The following is a 19,745-nucleotide window of genomic DNA, read 5'->3' as shown; positions in this document are numbered from 1 at the left end:
GGCGCTTTAAGCGCCTTTGTTATTTAAAATCTCTAATGCTTTTTCAGAATAATAAAACTTTTCTAAGTACACACGAGCACGTCGTCTTAAATGCCCTGTTGTAACTAATTGCTGTAATGCTGGCACAAGTAACTGAGTCAGTTCATGTTGAATTAAGCTTTCATCAATATTCAGGTCACGAAGTAACAAGTCAAAATTACGTTCCTGATTACGTACATACCATGTGTAAATACCATCATGTACTTGTTGTTTCAAATAAGAAGTTTGGCGAATGTGATCCCAAATCTGATGTCCTAAACCCACAGTTTTTGATAAATCTTGAACTTCTACATAATTTTTCAAAACTGAAAGTGGCATGGTTTTAACTTTATGCCAAATATTTGCCTGAAAATGGTAGAGCTTATCATTGTCAAAATGTTGGTTTAAAACACGCTCACTCATTTGAGTGAGTTTTAAAATATTCTTTTGCAAATAATGATGAATCGTGTCATCCAGATTTGAGTCGGTTACGGTTTCTAGAACCGATTTACCCATCTTCATAAAACGACCTACACCCGGCACCCGTTTTGACATCGACTCATCTAAATAGTCATGCATCGTTTGTTGAATCAGCTGTGTTAGAAGTGCTGAAAATGCAGGATTATTCACAATCGTTTTAATTAGCTTCTTACGATGCTGATCTTTACTTGCAACGTATTGCGCAATTCCATCAATTGTTAAAACAGGAATAACATCTTCAATTGTTGTACTGTCATTGGCAGGATGAATCAGTGCAAAACGGATATGTTCTGCAATTTGTTCAAGTAGGGAATCAGAAGCAGGGGTGTCTAAAATCTGCTTTTGAATCAGCTGCTGAATTTGTTCGAAAGTCCAGAGGTGTTGTAGTTGCCGACTGCCCAACCAATGATAAAATTGCTCAAATTCTTGTTGGATAACATGGGGCTGAGCAAATTCCTCATCTAAAAAATCAAGATGAGCTTCAATGAGTTTTTCTATAAGCGGTTGGGTAGACATAAGGTCTCACAAGTCCGAAGTTTTATTTAAGGTGTAGTCGTTCTTAAAGACTGATTTGTTTCTACTTTAAGTAAAAACGGTACATATTGTTGAATAACCAGTTGCTCAGCTTCCAAAATTGGCATATGACCAACATTTTCTAAAATAACAGGAGGTTGGGCATTCTTTAAAAGTCGTTTTAATTCACTTGCGACTTCGACATTAATAATCTTATCTTGCTTACCCCATAAAATCAGTGTCGGTGCATCTATTGTTTTTGTGAGAACTGCAAATGAGTCTGGCGTATAGACTTTATTGAGAGCAATAAGCTGATCAACCAGTTTCTGCGTTTGAGGTGCCTGATTAATCATGAGCTTTTCTTGAGCTTCTAAAAATTCTTTTGGAATAAAAGGTGGGGTATACATGGTTTGCTTTAACAAATAGTTAAAGTCCCCCTTTTTAGACACTAAAAGTTGTTTTAGGTAAGCAGGATCTTTTAGGTAAATTGTATTGGCTGAAAGGAAAATACCGCCACTATCAACTAAGAATAGGCTTTTGGTTTCAAATGGATATTGTCCAGCATAGAGTAGGGCAATCGAACCGCCAAGTGAGTGGCCAGCAATATGAATAGGGCCTTTTAAATTTGCAGCTTCAACGAAACGACGTAATTTTTCGGCAAGATTAGGCACTGAATAATCAAAGTCTTGTGTAACTAAGGTTTCACCACTTCCCGGTAAGTCAGGAATAATGACATGGTAATTTGTTGTGAGATAACGAGCGACACGGTTCCAGTTATCACGGCTACCTCCTAATCCATGGATGAGTAACAATGTAGGTTTAGTGGTAGAACCACCTTCACTATATGACCAAGTTATATCACCAACTTTTAAACTTTTACTTTGTAAGCCTGCCCAGCTTCGTTCTTGCTGCAAAATATTTTGAAAGCTTATATCAATCGTATCGGCAGCTTGTGTCTGAGAAATACTCATTATTGTTGTAAGGCTGCATGCTAAGGTAAGTGCTGCAACGGTTTTTTTTAGAACAGTTTTTTTTGATGCGGACAGCGTTGTCATAAGATTTCATCCTTGATGCATAAGCGAGTTTGAAAATTATTGAAAAACTTTGCCAATGAGTCATTTGCTAAATGATTAAAAGGAGGAAAATTATAGTCAATCCATTTGCTAAAGTATGTCTATTTTTTAACTAAACAGCAGCGAATGTGCAGTAAATTCTCCATTCAAATAAAGGACGTATTTTTAAAATTTTTCATGGAAAAGGATTTAATTTTTTGTCAGTGACATTCAAATTTTGACACATTAAAATGATTTCCAACCTTGAAAAAACAATGGAAATATAAAATGCCTACTGCGCAAGAAGTTTTAGATCGTCTGAAAGCTGGTAATCAACGATTTGTAAATGGAAATACTTCCCTTGCAAAAACCTTATCTCATCATGAACGCGCTGAAATGGCAAAGGATCAAAATCCGTTTGCGATTGTATTAGGTTGCTCAGATTCTCGTGTTCCAGCAGAAATGGTATTTGACCAAGGTCTTGGTGACTTATTCGTAATTCGTGTTGCTGGTAATGTTGTAGCACCTTCACAAGTCGGTAGTGTTGAGTTCGCAGCAGAACGCTATGACTGTCCGGTTGTAGTTGTATTAGGACATAGCCATTGTGGCGCAATTCAAGCGACAATTGATACGTTAATGAACCCTGATCAACCGCCATCAGCTAACTTGATGTCGATTGTGAACCGTGTTCGTCCATCAGTTGAAATTTTAATGCAAACTGACTTAAAAAATGATTTGAAAAAATTATCATGCCATGCAGTACGTTCAAATGTTTTTGCTTCGGTAAATCAATTACGTCATGGTTCAAGTGTCCTTGAAAGCTTGATCGCAAAAGGTGAGTTGATTGTCGTTGGTGCAGAGTATTCACTAGAAACTGGTGAAGTTACTTTTTTTGATTTCTGATCATAATAAAAATATTTAAAACTAAAAGGTGCCTATAGGGCACCTTTTATGTATGGAAAAGCTAAATTAAGTAGTTTTGATTGTGCTTGTGCATTTGGGTGAATCAAATCATTTTGCATCAGCTGTTTTTGACCAGCAACGCCATCTAGAAAGAACGGAAGTAATTTCACCTGATATTTTTGGCTTACAACTTTATAATTATTTTCAAAAGCTTTGCTATATGCACCCCCATAATTTGGCGGAATTTTCATACCAAAAATAACAACTTTGGCTTTTTGTTTTTGGCTTAATTGAATGAGCTGATCCAGATTTTTTTGAATCATTTGAGGTGGTTGCCCACGCAAGCCGTCATTTCCGCCTAATTCAATCACGACTACATTTGGCTTATAGGTCTGCAATAATTTAGGTAATCGTGCCAAAGCTCCGCTTGTTGTTTCACCACTAACACTTGCATTGACCACTTTGTGTTGTTTGGGATACTGTTGGTCTAAACGTTTTTGCAGTAATTGTACCCAACCTTGTTTGGGATCAATTCCGTAACCGGCACTGATACTATCTCCTAAAATTAAAATAGTTTTCGCCGATACAAGCATGGGCAGCATACTTAATGAGATGAGCATGATGCTTTTAGAACCAATCAAAAAAGATTTATACATTTGTACTTCGACCCTGATTCTGAATACATAGGACTTTTCATATCATGCCACAACCCATCATTGCTGCCCATCAAGTTACACAAACTATTCAGATCAACCAAAATCAGTTTACGATTTTAAAAGATATCGATTTAGAGATTTTTGAAGGGGAACAGGTAGCAATTACGGGACGTTCCGGTTCAGGTAAATCAACCTTACTCGGAATTTTGGCGACTTTAGATCAACCGTCTGAAGGAGAAGTGTGGCTATGTGGTCAGGCAGTACATGAGTTAACCGAAGAACAACGCGCTCAAATTAGAATGCAGCATATTGGTTTCGTATTTCAGTCTTTTCAGCTTTTGCCTCAGTTGAGCGCACTTGAAAATGTCATGTTGCCCTTAAGGCTGCGTAAAGATTTCGATTATAAAACCGCAGAGAAAAAGGCGTTAGATTGGTTGCATCGAGTGGGACTTGGCCGTCAGGTGGAGCAAACTCCTAAAGTTTTATCTGGCGGAGAACAGCAACGTGTGGCGATTGCGAGGGCGCTAATTGCAGAACCACAAATTATTTTTGCAGATGAACCGACCGGAAACCTAGATGGTCAAACAGCTCAAGAAATTGAAAATCTACTTTTTGATTTAAATCGAGAGTTAGGGACAACCCTTATTTTGGTTACACACGATCGTAACTTAGCAAGTCTTTGTCAGCGCCATGTTGAGTTAGATGATGGCCGATTAAAGACAGTACAGGGCGGTTAAATGATGCGTAATCTTCTAAAACCACTTTTACTACAAAGTTTCCGCACGGGTGGCCTGTATCTACTCATTATTGCCTTATCACTTGCAATTAGTGCCACAACCGCTCTTAAATTTAGTAATGACCAAGTTAAAAATGCTGTCAGTTTACAAGCTTCTCAAATGTTGGGTGCTGATTTAGTTCTGTCAAATAATGAGCCCATAGAGCAGTCATGGAAAAAAAGAGCAGAGCAGCTTGGTTTCAAGCAAACCAATGTCACTATGTTTAGTTCTATGGCCCATACACAAGATCAGTTTGTTATGGTCAATGTGAAAGCAATAGAGCCTTTATTTCCACTAAGAGGCCAGCTTGAAATTGAGCCAACTACGCAAGGGATTCAGTCTGGTGAGGTGTGGTTAAGCCAAAGGGCGGCAGATTTATTAAAAGTAAAACTTGGTGATCCTGTTTCTATTGCGGATGGTACATTTCGTTTTAGCGGAGTGATTGTTCGTGATTCTAACCAAGAGTTAGGATTCTCTGGCTTTTCTCCCACGGTTATTATCCATCAAGCTGATATTGCTAAAACTCATGCAATTCAGACAGGGAGCAGAATTGACTATCGTTTATTAATGGCGGGTAAACCCGAACAGGTACAGACTTTTGCTAAGCAGTTTAAACAACAGCATCAAACTACTAAAGATCTAGACGAAACAGCGGGTTTACGGTTACGCGATGCCAGTGAGTCGAATAGCAGATTATTACGTCCCCTTGAAAACCTTGATACCTTTTTACAATTGGCCAATATTTTAACGATTTTATTGTGTGGTATTGCCATCGCTTTAACGAGTCAAAGATATGTTCAACAAAACCAAGATCACATTGCGCTCATCCGGTGTTTAGGGGGAAGTAAATTCCAAATTTTATTGGCATATATTGGATTACTTTGTGTTGTTAGCGCGATTTCGATTGTTATAGGAAGTTTATTGGGGCTGATATTGGGCTATGGCCTGCTTCAACTCATGTTGCAATTGGTTCCTCAATTGGAATTAAATTTTTCGGTAATACCACTTTTGCTTGGGCCTTTACCAATCGCCATTTTTACAAGTGTAATTGTTTTGCTGGGGTTTATCTTGCCAAGCATTTGGGAGCTTTTAAATACCCCACCAATTCGAGTTATTCGTGAACAAGCAAAATCTCGAAAATCATTATTTTTTATGTTTTTTGCTGGCATTACTAGCTTGATCGTTTTTAGTTTGGTGTTGAGTGAAAACTTGATGCTCAGCATTATGGTTTTGGCTGCGATTATCGTTCTTTGTATTTTGCTTTACACCGCTGTCTGGTTATTGCTTCGTAGCCTAAAAAAGATGAAAAATCGTTTGTCTTTTTATATTCGCTCTCCATCCCAAAGCGCATTACAGATTACTGCTCTGGCTTTAGGATTAAGCCTTATTACAGTGTTAAGTGTATTAAGAACTGATTTATTAGAGCGTTGGCAGCAACAATTGCCAGAAGGAACGCCTAATCAGTTTGTTTATGGTTTGCCTCCATTTGATTTAAAAGCTTTTGAACAACAGTTGAAACAAAATGGTTGGCAGAGCACACCTTTATATCCCAATATCCGTGGCCGATTGCTAGCAAAAAATGAAGTACCTTTTTCTGAAGAAGCCATAAAACAAAATAATTCTTTACGTCGTGAGTTAAATTTAACTCAGTCTAATCAATTACCGAATGACAATGCCATTACAAAAGGTCAAGCTCAGTTTAGCGGTGTAGGGCAAGTTTCTGTTGAAAACAAAACGGCTGAAAGCCTTGGTATTCAAATTGGAGATAAGCTTACCTTTAGTTTGCCGGAAGGCAATTTACAGGCCAAAGTTGTTAATTTTCGAAGTGTAGAATGGGAAAGTTTTAGTCCTAACTTTTTCTTTATTTTTTCACCGAAAACTTTAGATGAAAATGCTGGAAGCTATTTAGGCAGCTTTTATGTACCTAAGCAAGACCAATCCAAAATGATCAATATCATTCAGCAATTTTCGAATACGGTATTTATTGATGTCGATCGTATTCTGGATGAAGTAAAGCGTTTAATGAATGTTTTAGTGAAAATTGTGACCGTGCTGGCGGCTTTAGTGGGTTTCTCTGGGGTTTTAGTACTTATCGCATGCTTAAACTTATTAATGGATGAGCGACGCCGTGAAGTTGCTTTATTACGTTCATTTGGATTGTCTAAAAATAAAATGAAGCAAATGCTCAGTCTTGAAGTTGGGTTTTTAGGATTGTTAGCAGGCATAGTTGCCTGCTGTTTTGCAGAAGTGATTAGTGCTATTGCAAGTTATAAAATGAATATGGCACTACAGTGGCATGTTGAAATATGGTTGATTTTACCAATTGGCATGATGCTGGTTTGTGCCCTGATAGGCCGTTATCGACTAGGGTATCTTTGTAACTTACCACCTTTACAAAGCTTAAGAGAACTAAACCAGCTGTAGCTTAAGGAATAATGTCAGGATTCTGGATGATGATTTCATGCCATAACGGAAGTAAAGGTGAGTTGAGTTGTACACAGTACATATAAAAACCACCTGTAATTACAACTGCTCCTAATAAGCTTAGAAGTTTGAGCGTATTTTTAAATTTGCTGACATAACTTAAGTACCACATCAGCGCAAGAAATGCTCCAATAATAATGCCGCCACTATGCGCGGCATTATTAATTCCCGTTGCGACAAAACCAAAAATAAGGTTGATTGCCATAATCATTAATAATGCTTTTTTATCGAGTATGTAGGCTTGATGAGGTAGCGGTGGAAATAAAGAAAGCACTGTTAACGCAGCACCTAATCCCATCACAGCACCCGAAGCACCTGCACTGACATGGGGAAGTAAGCTCTGGTCAAAATGTTGCAGCAATTCATGTCCATCTTGAATCGTCATATAACTACTTAAAAGGCTACCGAATAAGCCAGCGAGTAAGTACATTCCAATAAAATAGAAGCGACCAAATAGTGACTCAGCAACATTACCGAAAATATACAAGGCCCACATGTTAAGCATGAGATGAACTAAACCAAAATGAAAAAACATGCTGGTAAATAAACGTTCGGGCTGTCCAGAAAAAGTAAGTGGTGTAAAATCTGCACCCCAATGAATGGCATCTTTCATGGCTGGGTCACTAATATCGACGCCTGATACAATTTGCCAGACAAACAAACCTACATTGATTGCGATGAGTAGGGCGGTCAGCCACCAATTTTGTACATTGAGTTTACGATTAATGTGCGGAGGCTGATATTGAGTCATGCTATGCTTTTGTTATATATGAACATGCTTTACAGCTTAACATGAAAAAAGTTGAATACAGGAGATCAGGACGAACATGAAAGCTTTTATTGTTCGCGTGTTGTTAATTTTTATTGGGGCGATTCTCCTTATTCAACTTTGGATTTTTTCGAGTTTGGTCTGGTGGCGGACACATGAAGTGGATACCACCATGTTCATGCGAATTGATTATTGGTCTGATACCTCTGAGCCAATCATCCATAAGTGGCTTGACTATGATGATATTAGTGACAATTTCAAACATGCGATTTTAGCGGGCGAAGATGCAAAATTTATTCATCATCATGGCTTTGACTGGCAGGGTATTCGTTTTGCCCTTGAGCGAAATAATGAAAAGGGTGAAGTTGTTGCGGGTGGTTCTACTGTGTCTCAACAGCTTGCAAAGAACTTGTTTTTATACAACAAACGTTCATTTATTCGTAAAGGCCAAGAAACAGTCGCGACTTGGATGATGGAGCGCATGTGGTCAAAACGCCGAATTCTTGAGGTGTATATGAACTCGGTTGAATTCGGCAAAAATCTGTATGGTATTGAAGCAGCCGCTCAACATTATTATGGTAAAAGTGCTAAAAGCCTAACGCGTGAACAAGCTGCTTTCTTAGCCGCATTATTGCCTGATCCGAAATATTATCAAGATCACCGCAACGATCATAAACTACAATATAGAAAACGCGTTATTTTACGTTATATGAATAGCACCCAGATTCCTGAATAATGCTGTTTTAAAGATGTGTTAATTTTTTAGTTTTTACCAAATTGTCATATTTTTGCAGCATACTAGTTTATAGAGATTTGGCTGGATAGAGAATTGAGTTAGACATGAATACAGCGATTACACCAACAACGACCCCAATAGAATATAGTTATAATGACCGTTATATCAATCGTGAATTGTCTATTCTTGACTTCCATTTGCGTGTATTGGAACAAGCGGTAGACCCTTTACATCCATTACTTGAGCGAATGAATTTCTTGCTCATTTTTTCACGCAACCTTGATGAATTCTTTGAAATTCGTGTTGCTGGGGTGATGGAGCAATTTTCTCTAGGTAATGAAAGTCGTAGCCCTGATGGTCTTACGCCAAGACAGGTCTTACAAAAAATCTCTGAAACTGCTCATGCTGCGATTGAGCGTCAATATCGTATTTTAAATGAGGAAATCTTACCAAAGCTACGTGAAGAAGATATTTGCTTCTTACGTCGTGGTGAGTTAACTCCAGCCCAATCTGCTTGGGTAAAAAAATATTTTCAGGAACAAGTTGCACCTGTACTAACACCAATTAGCTTAGATCCAGCACATCCATTTCCTCGCCTTGTGAATAAAAGCCTGAACTTCATTATTACACTTGAAGGTAAAGATGCTTTTGGTCGTCAAATTGATTTGGCTGTTGTACCTGCACCACGTTCATTGCCTCGCGTTGTACGACTACCAGATGAATTAACAGGTGGTAAAGAACATCATGTAATGTTATCGGCAATTATTCATGAGCATGTGTCTGATTTATTCCCAGGAATGACAGCAACTGGATGTTACCAATTCCGCGTTACACGTAATGCAGACTTGGCATTGAATGAAGATGTTGAAGACTTAGCTAAAGCATTAAAAGGTGAATTAAGTTCTCGACGTTTTGGTCGTGCCGTTCGCTTGGAAGTGACCCATAACTGTCCACAGCATATTTATGAGTATTTACTTGAAGAGTTCGATTTAACCGATGAGCAATTATATAAAGTTGATGGTCCAGTAAACTTAGCTCGTCTGGTTTCAAACTTTAAACGTCCTCATTTGCGTTATGACTCGCATACGCCAGTTGTGCCTAAAGTATTTAAAAAGACCGAGAGTATTTTCTCGGCAATGCAAAAACAGGATATTTTACTGCATCATCCGTTTGAATCTTTTGCGCCAGTTATTCAATTGCTACGTGAATCTGCGCGTGATCCGCAAGTATTAGCCATTAAGCAAACGCTATATCGTAGTGGTGCTGATTCTGAAATTGTGCAAATTTTGGCTGAAGCGGCTCGTAATGGAAAAGAAGTTATTGCAGTTATTGAATTACGTGCTCGCTTTGATGAAGAATCCAACATTGAAGTAGCGAATGTTTTACAAGAGGCTGGGGCAGTCGTTGTTTATGGCATAGTCGGTTATAAAACCCACGCCAAAATGATTATGGTGGTGCGCCGTGAAAATAATAAACTGGTACGTTACGTTCATTTAGGAACAGGTAACTATCACGCTGCCAATGCCCGAATTTATACGGATTATGGTCTCATGACCACAGACAAAGATCTGTGTGAAGATGTACATCGTATATTCCAAGAATTGACCGGTATGGGCAAAATGGCGAAATTGAAAAAGCTATTACATGCACCATTTACCTTACATGCTCAGCTCATTAACTTTATTGATGAAGAAATTGCCAATGCTAAAGCAGGCCGTAAAGCTCAAATCATTGTTAAAGTAAATGCGTTAACCGAAGTTCAGCTAATCAATAAATTGTACGAAGCTTCTCAGGCGGGTGTTCAGATTGACCTGATTATCCGTTCGATTTGTTGTTTACGTCCGGGTTTGCCTAACTTATCAGAGAATATTCGAGTGCGTTCAATTGTAGGACGTTTCCTTGAGCATACGCGCGTTTATTACTTTAGTAATAATGGTGATGCACGTATTTACTGTTCAAGTGCAGACTGGATGGACCGTAATTTATTTAATCGTGTTGAAGCATGTTTCCCAGTTGAAGACCCTGCGTTGAAAAAACGTATTTATCAACAAGGTTTGGTGAACTACTTACAAGATAATCAGCAGGCATGGCTGTTACAAGGTGATGGTACTTGGATTCGTGCTGAGCCAGCAGAGGGTGAAAAGTTGCATAATGCTCAAAGGGCTTTATTGGAAATCATTAAATAATGAACTCTTAAGATTAAATGAAAGCCGACATTTTGTCGGCTTTTTTAATTAACTGAAATTCAAAGTAATTTAGTTAGTTTTTCTAAATGGTTGCTGGATAAACGATAATAATTTGAAGCACTGCAATATGTTTTGAAAATATGTGATTTTTTACATAAAACATTGAATTTTAAAAATATACAAATCACAAGAAATCTACTTTAATACGCCGCATTAAATATACTTAACTTTGGTAAATGAATAAGATGCAATGCTTTATTAGAAGTTTACTTATTAAAATACTTTTGGGGATAATACCAGTGACCGCCTATGCAGATCAGAAGTGTTATGGGGATATCATCGTATTTCAAAGATTTGATGATCAAGCGATGTATCCTTATTTTGTAAATCCTTCTAATGATAAAGCGAAAAAAAGTGGGGAAAAAAATAAAACAATAGTCATCCAAAAAAGAAAACCAAAACAAGATGAGTTTTTAGCCCAAAAGAAAATTGAAGATGTTCACACAAAGAAAGTAGAAGAAAAGAAAAATTTTGACAATAAAAAGCAGCTTGATGCAGCGATCGCTAAAGAAATTTTGGAAAATGGTGAAAAGAAATGGATGGTACAAGTTGCATTGGCAGCTAATCAAAATAAGGCAAGTACAGTTCAGTCGCAGTTAGAAGCGAAAGGGTACAAGGTTGTAACCAGTGCAACGACTAAAGGAATACGAGTTATGGTAGACCCTGCAAATGACTATGCCATCGCACAAATTATTAGAGAAAAAATTATCGCTGATAATAGTTTGAATATGCCATCTGCTTGGGTATTTAAGTGGGCATCCTTGACACCTCAATAAAATAAAAAGGAGTCCGAAGACTCCTTTTTTTATTCATGTATTCTTGTCGTGATTTTCTGCATAATTTGTAGTAATACATCGAACTCACTTTGCAATGGTGTACTTTTACGAGTTACTAGCGCTAAAGTACGGCTCGGTGCATCTTCAATTGGTTTTGCAGTAATCTGATCATTAAACTTGATCATACTATTTTCAATTGCAATTTCTGGTAAAAGCGTAAAGCCTAAATCAGAAGAAACCATTTCAACTAACGTTGGTAAAGAGCTTGCTTTTAAACGGTTGTCGTTTTTACGCTCACCGATAGGGCAAGCACTCAAAACGTGGTCACGTAAACAGTGGCCTTCCTCAAGCAAGATTAGTCTTGATAAATCAAGATCATCTAGAGAGTTTGCTTGAAGAGCATTCGTATCTTGTTTACTACAGACAAGGTACAAATTTTCTTTCGAAATTTCAGCGACTTTTAGACCTCTGGTGTCAAACGGTAGAGCAAGAACGATCATGTCTAGATTACCGTGTTCTAGACGCTCTACAATTTTTTCACTTTGTGCTTCATGCAAATGTAGCTGAATTTTAGGTAGCTGCTGATGCACTTCATTAAGTAAGCGTGTCAGGATAAAAGGTGCAATGGTTGGAATAACACCCAAATGTAAATCACCCGTTAACGGCTCACTCATTTCACGGCTCAAACGCATTAAATCTTGAGCATCTGCTAGTAGTACACGGGCACGAGCAACGACTTGTTCACCTAAAGGTGTTAAACGCACATTCTGACGATCACGTTCTACCAGAACGCCACCTAATAACCGTTCAAGCTCCATGATGCCGCCTGATAACGTCGATTGAGTGACAAAAGAGCGGCGTGCTGCTTCAGTAAAATGCAAAGTTTCCGACAACGTAACTAAATATGATAGCTGTCTTAGTGAGGGTAATGCAGCCATAGTGTCCTAGTCTGATGATTTAAAATGATGCGCAAATAAACCGCTAAGCTGTGGAATAAAATGTGCAGGGATATCATGCCCCATTCCATCAATTAATTCAAACTTAGCACCGGAAATTGCTTTTGCTACAGCCTTACCGTGGCTAGGGGGAAGTAAGCGATCGCGAGAGCCATGTAAGACTAAAGCGGGTTGCTTAATTTCACGGTCCAGTTGTAGTAAGGAGCCTGTACATAATATTGCTAAAAACTGCTGAAGTACACCAGCAGGATAGTAGCTACGTTGATAAAGCTTACGCGCAGTTTGTATTGCTTCAATCTGGTTGATATAACCAGGTGAACCAATCAATTGAAATAGTTTTAAACTATGATTAACAATACCTTCTTCGTCACGTGACTCGGGTTTGCCAATTAAACTCAAAAGTTGTTTCGGAAAAGGTGGTGGTAAAAAAGGCTGGTTATTGCTTGTAAACATGAGCCCTAATTTTTCAACCTTTTCTGGATATTTTGCTGCAAGAATTTGAGCAATCATCCCACCCATTGATGCACCAATCACATGCGCTTTGTTCACGCCTAAACGATCAATGAGCATAGATACATCGTCTGCCATATCATGCAGAGTATAAGGTGCACCCTGATTAGTTAGCCCCAGTGCAAAGCGGCCCATTAATTTGACAGTATTTAACCGTTTACCTTCATGACGTACTTTTGAAGAAAGGCCAATATCACGGTTATCAAAACGAATAACACGAAATCCTTGATCAATCAGCGATTTACAGAAGAAATCTGGCCAAAAAAGCATTTGGGCACCAAGACCCATAATCAGCAAAATGGTTGGATGTTCTGGTTTTCCACCTACTTCTACATGTAACTCAATTCCATTGCCTAAGTTGACTTTGGTTTCTTGCATGAAAGATGTGTACGGTGAAATGTTAAACTGTAAGGCGCTATTCATGTTATTCATTCCTTAAAGGAATACTCTCCAAGTGAGTATTCCTGATACAAACCTTATGCTTGGGCTGGAATAAGATCTGGAACAAGCTTTGTCAAAGTTAAGCGTTGTTTACCTGCGGTTGCACCTAGCAATACAAAACCACGCAATGTTCCTTCATTGTCAATTGCTTTGGCAAGCATACCATCGTCGAATTCTTCTGTTTCCCAGTTCACTTCCGCATCAACCGGAGCTGGCAAAACTGTAAGTGGAGCAGCTGGCGTTTTTACTGCAACTGGCATTGCAGGGTAATGAACGGTAGTTTGTTGTCCACTGAGTGTTTTTGCGAGGGCACGAGCTTGTTGCATAATCGGCATTACATATGGAAGTAAAGTACCATTTACCTCTGCACAATCCCCAATTGCATAGATGTCTGCTTGATTTGTTTCCAGTAAACCATTGGTAATAATTCCACGGCTTGTTTGAATATCTGCACTTTGAGCAAGTGAAATATTTGGCTGTAGGCCAATTGCAGAAAGAACAATGTCCGCAATCAGTGTTTGTCCGTTTGCGAGTGTTATAGCATAATCTTCGCCATTATTAATTTTGCTAACTTTTTCAACAGTTGTTCCGAGTGCAAATTTTACTCCAGCTTCCTCAAGATTTTGTTGGAAAGCAGAAGCAATATGTGATGGAAGTAAACGACCTAATGGTTGCGGTGCTAAATCAATGACAGTGATGTCATATTCACTATGAAGTAAGTCGTTGGCAAATTCACAACCAATTAAACCTGCACCCAAAATAACAACACGTTTATCTTTACGCTGAGCTAGATTTTCACGAAAAGCGCGGTAATCAATGAGTGAGTTCACAACATGAATGTCATCGCTACCATCACCTGCAATTGCAAGGCGAATTGGGTTAGCACCCACGGCTAAAATCAATTTTGAATAGGGTTGTTGTGAAGTTACACCATCTTTTTCAAGAACAAGCTCATGACGTTCAGCTAAAATTTCTTTCACAAAAGTAAAAGGCTCAATACGCATATTGAGTTGAGTACCCATTTTTGTCGCATCGCCTAAAGGAATTTGTTCAGGTGCTTTTTTACCTGCAAATGCATTTGATAATGTTGGCTTTGCATAGTTCACTGCATCATCCGCACAAATCATCACAAGTTCTTGCTCTGGGCTAAGCTTACGGAACTCACGTGCTAAGGTATAACCCGCCATGCCTGATCCGATAATGACGATAGGATGCATTTTTTTCTCCAGAGTTAGAATTATTTATTTAATACGGTGATTAGTAATATTCGTAAAAAAGACCATGTCAATCATGGCCTTTTACTTTACGCTCTTAGATTTCGATCATTTCGAAGTCAGCTTTTGAAACGCCGCAATCAGGGCAAGTCCAGTCATCTGGAATATCTTCCCATTTTGTTCCAGCTGCAATGCCGTCTTGTGGCCAACCTTCCGCTTCGTCATAAATCCATCCACAAACGATACATTGATATTTTTTCATGAGACTCTCCGCACTGATAAGTTTGCTCAAAGCTGCCTTTCAGTAAAACTATTCCATCTATTAATAATGTAACTACGATCCGGTCAATAATAACCAATGTGCCTTTGATCGGATATCAAATTTTTACGCAGTTCTACATTCAAAGTAAAGTAAATAACGGAGTTTAATCATTCGTAAGCAAAGATGAATGGCAGGTTAGGACAAATAAGTGGTTATTTAGGCAAAACTTCGCCATAAACTAATAATAACTAATGCATTCTTACAGTTAATTTTAGACTTAATTTTATTGATGAAAATATCTTGAAATAAAGAGCATCTCATAATTTAAAAGATTCATCTCATACGAAAGCTAAATAACAACAAACTATGATGCGACAGAATGTCATTATTAAAACCCAAAATTAAAATTTGCTGTCATTAAGACGGTATAAATCAGGGAAGTGAAATATGGAAAATTTAGTATATGAAGTAGAAATTGAGGCACCTATAGAAAAAGTATGGGACATACTTTGGAATAGCGAGACATATAACGCATGGACGAAATTCTTTGCGCCGGATTCCTCCATGCGTACCGATTGGCAAATAGGTGGTAAAACTTATTTTCTTGACGGCGAAGGAAATGGGATGGTTTCAACGATTGAACAAATGCAAAAACCGGAAATATTAATTTTTAAACATTTAGGAATGATTAAGGAGGGTAAGGAAGATTTAGAAAGTGAAGAGGTTAAAGGGTGGAGTGGTTCCTTAGAAAAATATTTTTTAATCCAAAAAGATAATATAACCACTCTAAAAGTTGAATTGGCCACCTTACCTGAATATATGGGCATGTTGAAAAGTGGCTTTGTTCAAGGTTTTGAGGTGGTAAAAAAAATGGCAGAAGCAAAATAGAGCTTCGTTTATTTACGTATAAAACCGTTTTTTCAAAAATCAAACTATATAAATCTAAGCCAAATATTTTTTATAAATTTTCATAATGAGATCATTAAGTCGTGAAGGATAGGCCAAACGATGATGCCCACCTTCAAAAGTTTCAATCTTCATATAAGGGGCAAGTTTTTCTTGAACCTGATACATATCAAGTTGCTCATCTCCTAACTCTAAATAAGCCATTTTAGGGTTAGAGAGAGTGAGTTCATCTTCAGAAAGTTGAGGATAGTCAGTCCGAAAGTTAGGTGTAAGACTTGGATTCGCCACAATAACAGCTAATTTATGTTGAGCAGCAGTTTTTAGCGCCCAATAGCCTCCAATGCTATGTCCTACCAATAAATCTGGTTTGATCGTCTGAATAACCTGATGGTAAAAGTACTCAACAGATGCATAACTTAAATTACGATAATCGACGTCAATACAAAATTTTTCAGGATGTAAAATGGCATGGAACTTTGTCGACTCACGAGAAGAATCCAAGCCATGTAAAAATAGAATTTTCATTATTTGCTACACAATCTCATTGATAAAATAAAAGGCAAATAGGGCCTTTTGAATATCGAGGTTATTTGGATTTTTTATATTTTACTAAATGCTTTAAAAAATGATCTTAGCGATTGGTCTAAGTCATTTTGCCTTTAAAAAGTAGTGTTCGGTTCTATAAAATTGTCTTTTTTCATTTTTGTTTGCTTGAAATCATTCGAAAAACTCCCGCAATCTGTTAAGATATAGCCCTTAATTTTTACTTAATCGAGGCAGAGATGACGCAACAAAACGCTCAATCGACTTCTGAACCAACTATTTCCGAAAACGATTTAATTGCACAGCGTCATGCCAAATTAAAGCAAATCCAAGATGTGGCGAAGGAAACTGGAAAGAGTCCTTGGCCGAATACGTTTAAGCGTGAACATTACGCTGCTGATCTACAAGAACAATTTAAAGATCAGTCGAAAGAACAAATTGAAAGCTCTGAGCATGTCTATGTAAAAATTGCTGGTCGTGTCATGTTAAACCGTGGTTCTTTCATGGTTATTCAAGATATGACAGGCCGTATTCAGTTATATGTTGACCGTAAAGGTTTACCAAAAGATATTCTTGAGACCATTAAAGGTTTAGATCTTGGTGACATTATTGCTGCTGAAGGTTATATCGGACGCTCAGGAAAAGGTGATTTATATGTTCACCTTGAAGGTTTTGAGCTTTTAACGAAATCGCTTCGCCCGTTACCAGATAAATTCCATGGTTTAAATGACACAGAAGTTAAGTATCGTAAACGTTACCTTGACTTAATTGTGAATGAAGAAACACGTAAAACTTTTGAAATCCGCGCTAAAGTTGTTGCAGGTATTCGAGCATTTTTAAACAATGAACGTTTCATGGAAGTTGAAACGCCAATGATGCATGTGATTCCGGGCGGTGCGTCTGCACGTCCGTTTGAAACACATCACAATGCTTTGGATATGCCATTATTCTTGCGTATTGCACCTGAGCTTTACTTAAAGCGTTTAGTTGTTGGTGGTTTTGAACGTGTGTTTGAAATTAACCGTAACTTCCGTAATGAAGGTGTTTCAACACGTCATAATCCTGAATTTACGATGATCGAGTTTTATCAAGCTTACGCTGATTATAAAGATTTGATGGCATTAACTGAAAATATGATTGAAAAGTTGGCCTTGGATATTTTAGGTACAACTGATGTGCCTTACCAAGGTGAAGTGTTTAGCTTCAAAGGGCCGTTCAAGAAAATCTCTATGTTTGATGCGATTTTAGAGAATAACCCACAATTTACGCCTGAAAATGTTGGTGACCGTGAGTTTCTTGCTCAATTTATTCGTGAAGAATTAAAAGAACAAGTTAAGCCTGGTTTTGGTTTAGGTAAGCTTCAAACTATCGTATTTGAAGAAACAGTTGAAACTAAACTTCGTCAGCCAACATTTATTACTGAATATCCAGCTGAAACATCTCCGCTGGCTCGTCGTAATGATGACAATCCACATGTTACTGATCGTTTTGAGTTTTTCATCGGTGGTCGTGAATTGGCAAATGGTTTCAGCGAGTTAAACGATCCAATTGATCAGGCTGAGCGTTTCCAAGCCCAAGTTGCAGAGAAAGATGCTGGTGATGATGAAGCAATGCATTACGATGCAGAGTTTGTTGAAGCGCTTGAATATGGTTTACCACCTACAGCGGGTGAAGGTATCGGTATTGACCGTTTGGTCATGTTATTTGCCGATGCACCGAGTATTCGTGATGTAATTTTATTCCCGCATATGCGTCGTAAAGAAGGTTAATCTTCTTTACGCAAAAAAGGCAGTATTTATACTGCCTTTTTTTATTACTTTTATATCTCAAAAACTTACCTATCTACACTAATCTTAAGATAGCGTTAAAAAATGTAATTGCACAGTTTAACAATTGCAAAGTTGTGATAAAAAATTTAAGGTGTTGCTCATAAATAACTTTGAGAATTGGCTGGCATGTTTCTAAGAAAAACACTTTCGATTGCAATATTGGCAACTGCTTCATCCGCTATTTTTGCACAAGGTTTAGTGCTAAATAATGAGGACTTACGTACAGACTTAAATTGGTTGAATCAACAAGGTGTTATCAAGATTAGCACCTCAACTTGGCCATTAAGTGGTGATGAAATCCAGAGAGCACTCTCTCAAGCACAAGTGACGCATCCAGCTCAACAAAAAGTTATTAATTCAGTTCTTGATGCATTAAAAGCAGATAACAATACGGTTAAAGTGGGCGCTTTTGCTGAAACTGATAGCAAAAATATTCCACAAGCATTCGGTGATAATCAAAAAGCTCAATATCAAGGTTCTTTAGAGTTTAATGCAGGTGGTGAAAACTGGGATGCAAAAATCCGAGTAAATGCAGAAAAAGACCCACAAATTGATAATGGGCAAGATGTGAATGTTGAAGGTTCATATGTTGCAGGTAAACTTTGGAATCAGTGGGTAGTTGCTGGTCAAATTCCAACATGGTGGGGGCCTGGACATGATGGAAGCTTAATTCGTGGGGATGCTAGTCGTCCAGTTTATGGTGTAACCGCACAACGTGCTGTACAAAATGCTTTTGAGACAAAATGGTTATCTTGGATTGGGCCTTGGCAATATCAAGCATTTGCTGGTCAATTAGATGATTATAAAGCAATTCCAGATGCTAAATTATTAGGTCTACGCATAACTGCACAGCCATTACCATATTTAGAGTTAGGCGCTTCACGTACGATTCAGTGGGGTGGAGATGGTCGCTCAGAAAGCTTTAGTTCTTTATGGGATGCAATTAAGGGTAATGATAATGTCTATGGAGATACTGAAAATCCATCGAATCAGTTAGCTGGCTTCGATGGTCGTTTATCATTGCAACCTTTGTTGAATATTCCAGCGAGTATTTATGGTCAATATGTGGGAGAGGACGAAGCCGGTTATTTACCATCGAAGAAAATGTATTTAGCTGGTGTTGACTATTCTTCTAATTATAACAATATGCCATATCAATTATATGCTGAATGGGCCGATACACGTACTAATGGTGATGTAAAGAGTATTTCTTATATACATTCGGTTTATAAAGATGGCTATTATCAACATGGTTTCCCATTAGGTCACGCGATGGGTGGTGATGGGCAAATGTATTCAGTGGGTGGTGATATCCGCTTTGATGTCATGAACCGTTTAAGTGGTCGTGCTATGGTGGTTAAGGTTAACCAATCTAGCTTGGCCATTAATAAAGCATTCCCTAAAGATGATGAAATTAAAGCGCTTGATTTAACTTGGACGCATTACCTTAAACCTGATCTTCCATTAAAAATTAATGGCTGGGTAAGTGACTCGGATCTAGAAGGTAATGACGCGGGCGCATCTATTGGTATTGAAATTCCATTAGAACGTAAAATGTTCGGTTTCTAAGAGTAGATCATGTTTTAGAAAAGAGAAGCTACTAATGCTTCTCTTTTTTATGGTTTTTAGAGAAATCTAAAGAGTAGATCATGATTTGCTTAAGTTGGCGGCACAA

The 19,745-nt window shown here is 38.0% G+C and carries 19 protein-coding genes; 9 read left to right on the top strand and 10 right to left on the bottom strand.

Annotated elements, in window-relative coordinates:
- Positions 1 to 6: 6 nt before the first annotated feature.
- Positions 7 to 1,014 (bottom strand): hypothetical protein, encoded by a 1,008-nt coding sequence (locus AC07M3_RS06030; protein WP_494566826.1) that lies wholly within the window; start codon positions 1,012 to 1,014, stop codon positions 7 to 9.
- A gap of 26 nt (positions 1,015 to 1,040) precedes the next feature.
- Positions 1,041 to 2,066: an alpha/beta fold hydrolase gene (locus tag AC07M3_RS06025; RefSeq protein WP_494566825.1), complete on the bottom strand. Its 1,026-nt coding sequence runs from the start codon at positions 2,064 to 2,066 to the stop codon at positions 1,041 to 1,043.
- Between the two features lie 285 nt (positions 2,067 to 2,351).
- Here AC07M3_RS06025 and AC07M3_RS06020 point away from each other — a divergent pair, with 285 nt between their 5' ends.
- Entirely contained in the window at positions 2,352 to 2,966 is a 615-nt protein-coding gene (locus AC07M3_RS06020; RefSeq protein ID WP_017388743.1) for a carbonic anhydrase, read from the top strand.
- A 32-nt stretch (positions 2,967 to 2,998) separates the two neighbouring features.
- Here AC07M3_RS06020 and AC07M3_RS06015 read toward each other — a convergent pair whose 3' ends face one another.
- Complete coding sequence (locus AC07M3_RS06015) at positions 2,999 to 3,622, bottom strand: arylesterase (RefSeq protein WP_494566824.1); 624 nt, start codon at positions 3,620 to 3,622, stop codon at positions 2,999 to 3,001.
- Positions 3,623 to 3,666: 44 nt separating this feature from the next.
- Here AC07M3_RS06015 and AC07M3_RS06010 point away from each other — a divergent pair, with 44 nt between their 5' ends.
- Entirely contained in the window at positions 3,667 to 4,359 is a 693-nt protein-coding gene (locus tag AC07M3_RS06010) for an ABC transporter ATP-binding protein (protein WP_045434585.1), read from the top strand.
- A gap of 3 nt (positions 4,360 to 4,362) precedes the next feature.
- A complete protein-coding gene (locus tag AC07M3_RS06005; RefSeq protein WP_494566919.1) occupies positions 4,363 to 6,822 on the top strand; it encodes an ABC transporter permease in 2,460 nt (819 codons plus the stop codon).
- Position 6,823: 1 nt separating this feature from the next.
- On the opposite strand, the gene AC07M3_RS06000 is transcribed toward AC07M3_RS06005, so the two are convergent.
- The gene (locus tag AC07M3_RS06000) at positions 6,824 to 7,633 is read right to left on the bottom strand and encodes a rhomboid family intramembrane serine protease (RefSeq protein WP_494566823.1); all 810 of its coding nucleotides are present in this window, start codon (positions 7,631 to 7,633) and stop codon (positions 6,824 to 6,826) included.
- Between the two features lie 76 nt (positions 7,634 to 7,709).
- On the opposite strand from AC07M3_RS06000, the gene mtgA reads away from it, so the two are divergent.
- Both mtgA and ppk1 read left to right on the top strand, forming a co-directional pair.
- Entirely contained in the window at positions 7,710 to 8,387 is a 678-nt protein-coding gene (mtgA, locus tag AC07M3_RS05995) for a monofunctional biosynthetic peptidoglycan transglycosylase (RefSeq protein WP_199990223.1), read from the top strand.
- 104 nt (positions 8,388 to 8,491) lie between these two features.
- A complete protein-coding gene (gene ppk1, locus AC07M3_RS05990) occupies positions 8,492 to 10,573 on the top strand; it encodes a polyphosphate kinase 1 (RefSeq protein ID WP_133746573.1) in 2,082 nt (693 codons plus the stop codon).
- Between the two features lie 59 nt (positions 10,574 to 10,632).
- Here the strand turns inward: ppk1 and AC07M3_RS05985 are convergent, their stop codons facing one another.
- Positions 10,633 to 10,761, bottom strand: coding sequence for a hypothetical protein (locus tag AC07M3_RS05985; RefSeq protein ID WP_081399186.1), 129 nt, complete (start codon positions 10,759 to 10,761; stop codon positions 10,633 to 10,635).
- Between the two features lie 57 nt (positions 10,762 to 10,818).
- Here AC07M3_RS05985 and AC07M3_RS05980 point away from each other — a divergent pair, with 57 nt between their 5' ends.
- Positions 10,819 to 11,409, top strand: coding sequence for an SPOR domain-containing protein (locus tag AC07M3_RS05980; protein ID WP_213031143.1), 591 nt, complete (start codon positions 10,819 to 10,821; stop codon positions 11,407 to 11,409).
- Positions 11,410 to 11,438: 29 nt separating this feature from the next.
- Here the strand turns inward: AC07M3_RS05980 and oxyR are convergent, their stop codons facing one another.
- From oxyR to rubA, 4 genes are all read right to left on the bottom strand, one after another.
- Complete coding sequence (oxyR, locus tag AC07M3_RS05975; protein WP_003653052.1) at positions 11,439 to 12,347, bottom strand: LysR family transcriptional regulator OxyR; 909 nt, start codon at positions 12,345 to 12,347, stop codon at positions 11,439 to 11,441.
- A 6-nt stretch (positions 12,348 to 12,353) separates the two neighbouring features.
- On the bottom strand, positions 12,354 to 13,298 hold the full coding sequence (gene estB / locus AC07M3_RS05970) for an esterase EstB (protein WP_005042235.1): 945 nt from the start codon (positions 13,296 to 13,298) through the stop codon (positions 12,354 to 12,356).
- A gap of 53 nt (positions 13,299 to 13,351) precedes the next feature.
- Positions 13,352 to 14,533 carry a rubredoxin reductase RubB gene (gene rubB, locus AC07M3_RS05965; RefSeq protein WP_494566822.1) on the bottom strand — a complete coding sequence of 394 codons (1,182 nt, stop codon included), beginning with the start codon at positions 14,531 to 14,533 and terminating at the stop codon, positions 13,352 to 13,354.
- Positions 14,534 to 14,627: 94 nt separating this feature from the next.
- Complete coding sequence (gene rubA / locus AC07M3_RS05960; protein WP_000760495.1) at positions 14,628 to 14,792, bottom strand: rubredoxin RubA; 165 nt, start codon at positions 14,790 to 14,792, stop codon at positions 14,628 to 14,630.
- Between the two features lie 447 nt (positions 14,793 to 15,239).
- On the opposite strand from rubA, the gene AC07M3_RS05955 reads away from it, so the two are divergent.
- Positions 15,240 to 15,680, top strand: coding sequence for an SRPBCC family protein (locus AC07M3_RS05955; RefSeq protein WP_494566821.1), 441 nt, complete (start codon positions 15,240 to 15,242; stop codon positions 15,678 to 15,680).
- Between the two features lie 54 nt (positions 15,681 to 15,734).
- Here AC07M3_RS05955 and AC07M3_RS05950 read toward each other — a convergent pair whose 3' ends face one another.
- Complete coding sequence (locus tag AC07M3_RS05950) at positions 15,735 to 16,223, bottom strand: YqiA/YcfP family alpha/beta fold hydrolase (protein ID WP_494566820.1); 489 nt, start codon at positions 16,221 to 16,223, stop codon at positions 15,735 to 15,737.
- 257 nt (positions 16,224 to 16,480) lie between these two features.
- Here AC07M3_RS05950 and lysS point away from each other — a divergent pair, with 257 nt between their 5' ends.
- Positions 16,481 to 18,010 (top strand): lysine--tRNA ligase, encoded by a 1,530-nt coding sequence (gene lysS / locus AC07M3_RS05945; RefSeq protein ID WP_494566819.1) that lies wholly within the window; start codon positions 16,481 to 16,483, stop codon positions 18,008 to 18,010.
- A 186-nt stretch (positions 18,011 to 18,196) separates the two neighbouring features.
- Positions 18,197 to 19,639 (top strand): capsule assembly Wzi family protein, encoded by a 1,443-nt coding sequence (locus AC07M3_RS05940; RefSeq protein ID WP_494566818.1) that lies wholly within the window; start codon positions 18,197 to 18,199, stop codon positions 19,637 to 19,639.
- Positions 19,640 to 19,745 lie beyond the last annotated feature (106 nt).

This window comes from Acinetobacter sp. GW821-FHT09D10 (assembly GCF_059416285.1).
This window is presented reverse-complemented; position numbering and strand designations above follow the sequence as displayed.

Bases quoted from the DNA above. Each gene is read 5' to 3' on its own strand.
- AC07M3_RS06030 (WP_494566826.1), bottom strand. From the start codon at position 1,014: ATGTCTACCCAACCGCTTATAGAAAAACTCATTGAAGCTCATCTTGAT.
- AC07M3_RS06025 (WP_494566825.1), bottom strand. From the start codon at position 2,066: ATGACAACGCTGTCCGCATCAAAAAAAACTGTTCTAAAAAAAACCGTT.
- AC07M3_RS06020 (WP_017388743.1), top strand. From the start codon at position 2,352: ATGCCTACTGCGCAAGAAGTTTTAGATCGTCTGAAAGCTGGTAATCAA.
- AC07M3_RS06015 (WP_494566824.1), bottom strand. From the start codon at position 3,622: ATGTATAAATCTTTTTTGATTGGTTCTAAAAGCATCATGCTCATCTCA.
- AC07M3_RS06010 (WP_045434585.1), top strand. From the start codon at position 3,667: ATGCCACAACCCATCATTGCTGCCCATCAAGTTACACAAACTATTCAG.
- AC07M3_RS06005 (WP_494566919.1), top strand. From the start codon at position 4,363: ATGCGTAATCTTCTAAAACCACTTTTACTACAAAGTTTCCGCACGGGT.
- AC07M3_RS06000 (WP_494566823.1), bottom strand. From the start codon at position 7,633: ATGACTCAATATCAGCCTCCGCACATTAATCGTAAACTCAATGTACAA.
- mtgA (WP_199990223.1), top strand. From the start codon at position 7,710: ATGAAAGCTTTTATTGTTCGCGTGTTGTTAATTTTTATTGGGGCGATT.
- ppk1 (WP_133746573.1), top strand. From the start codon at position 8,492: ATGAATACAGCGATTACACCAACAACGACCCCAATAGAATATAGTTAT.
- AC07M3_RS05980 (WP_213031143.1), top strand. From the start codon at position 10,819: ATGCAATGCTTTATTAGAAGTTTACTTATTAAAATACTTTTGGGGATA.
- oxyR (WP_003653052.1), bottom strand. From the start codon at position 12,347: ATGGCTGCATTACCCTCACTAAGACAGCTATCATATTTAGTTACGTTG.
- estB (WP_005042235.1), bottom strand. From the start codon at position 13,298: ATGAATAGCGCCTTACAGTTTAACATTTCACCGTACACATCTTTCATG.
- rubB (WP_494566822.1), bottom strand. From the start codon at position 14,533: ATGCATCCTATCGTCATTATCGGATCAGGCATGGCGGGTTATACCTTA.
- rubA (WP_000760495.1), bottom strand. From the start codon at position 14,792: ATGAAAAAATATCAATGTATCGTTTGTGGATGGATTTATGACGAAGCG.
- AC07M3_RS05955 (WP_494566821.1), top strand. From the start codon at position 15,240: ATGGAAAATTTAGTATATGAAGTAGAAATTGAGGCACCTATAGAAAAA.
- AC07M3_RS05950 (WP_494566820.1), bottom strand. From the start codon at position 16,223: ATGAAAATTCTATTTTTACATGGCTTGGATTCTTCTCGTGAGTCGACA.
- lysS (WP_494566819.1), top strand. From the start codon at position 16,481: ATGACGCAACAAAACGCTCAATCGACTTCTGAACCAACTATTTCCGAA.
- AC07M3_RS05940 (WP_494566818.1), top strand. From the start codon at position 18,197: ATGTTTCTAAGAAAAACACTTTCGATTGCAATATTGGCAACTGCTTCA.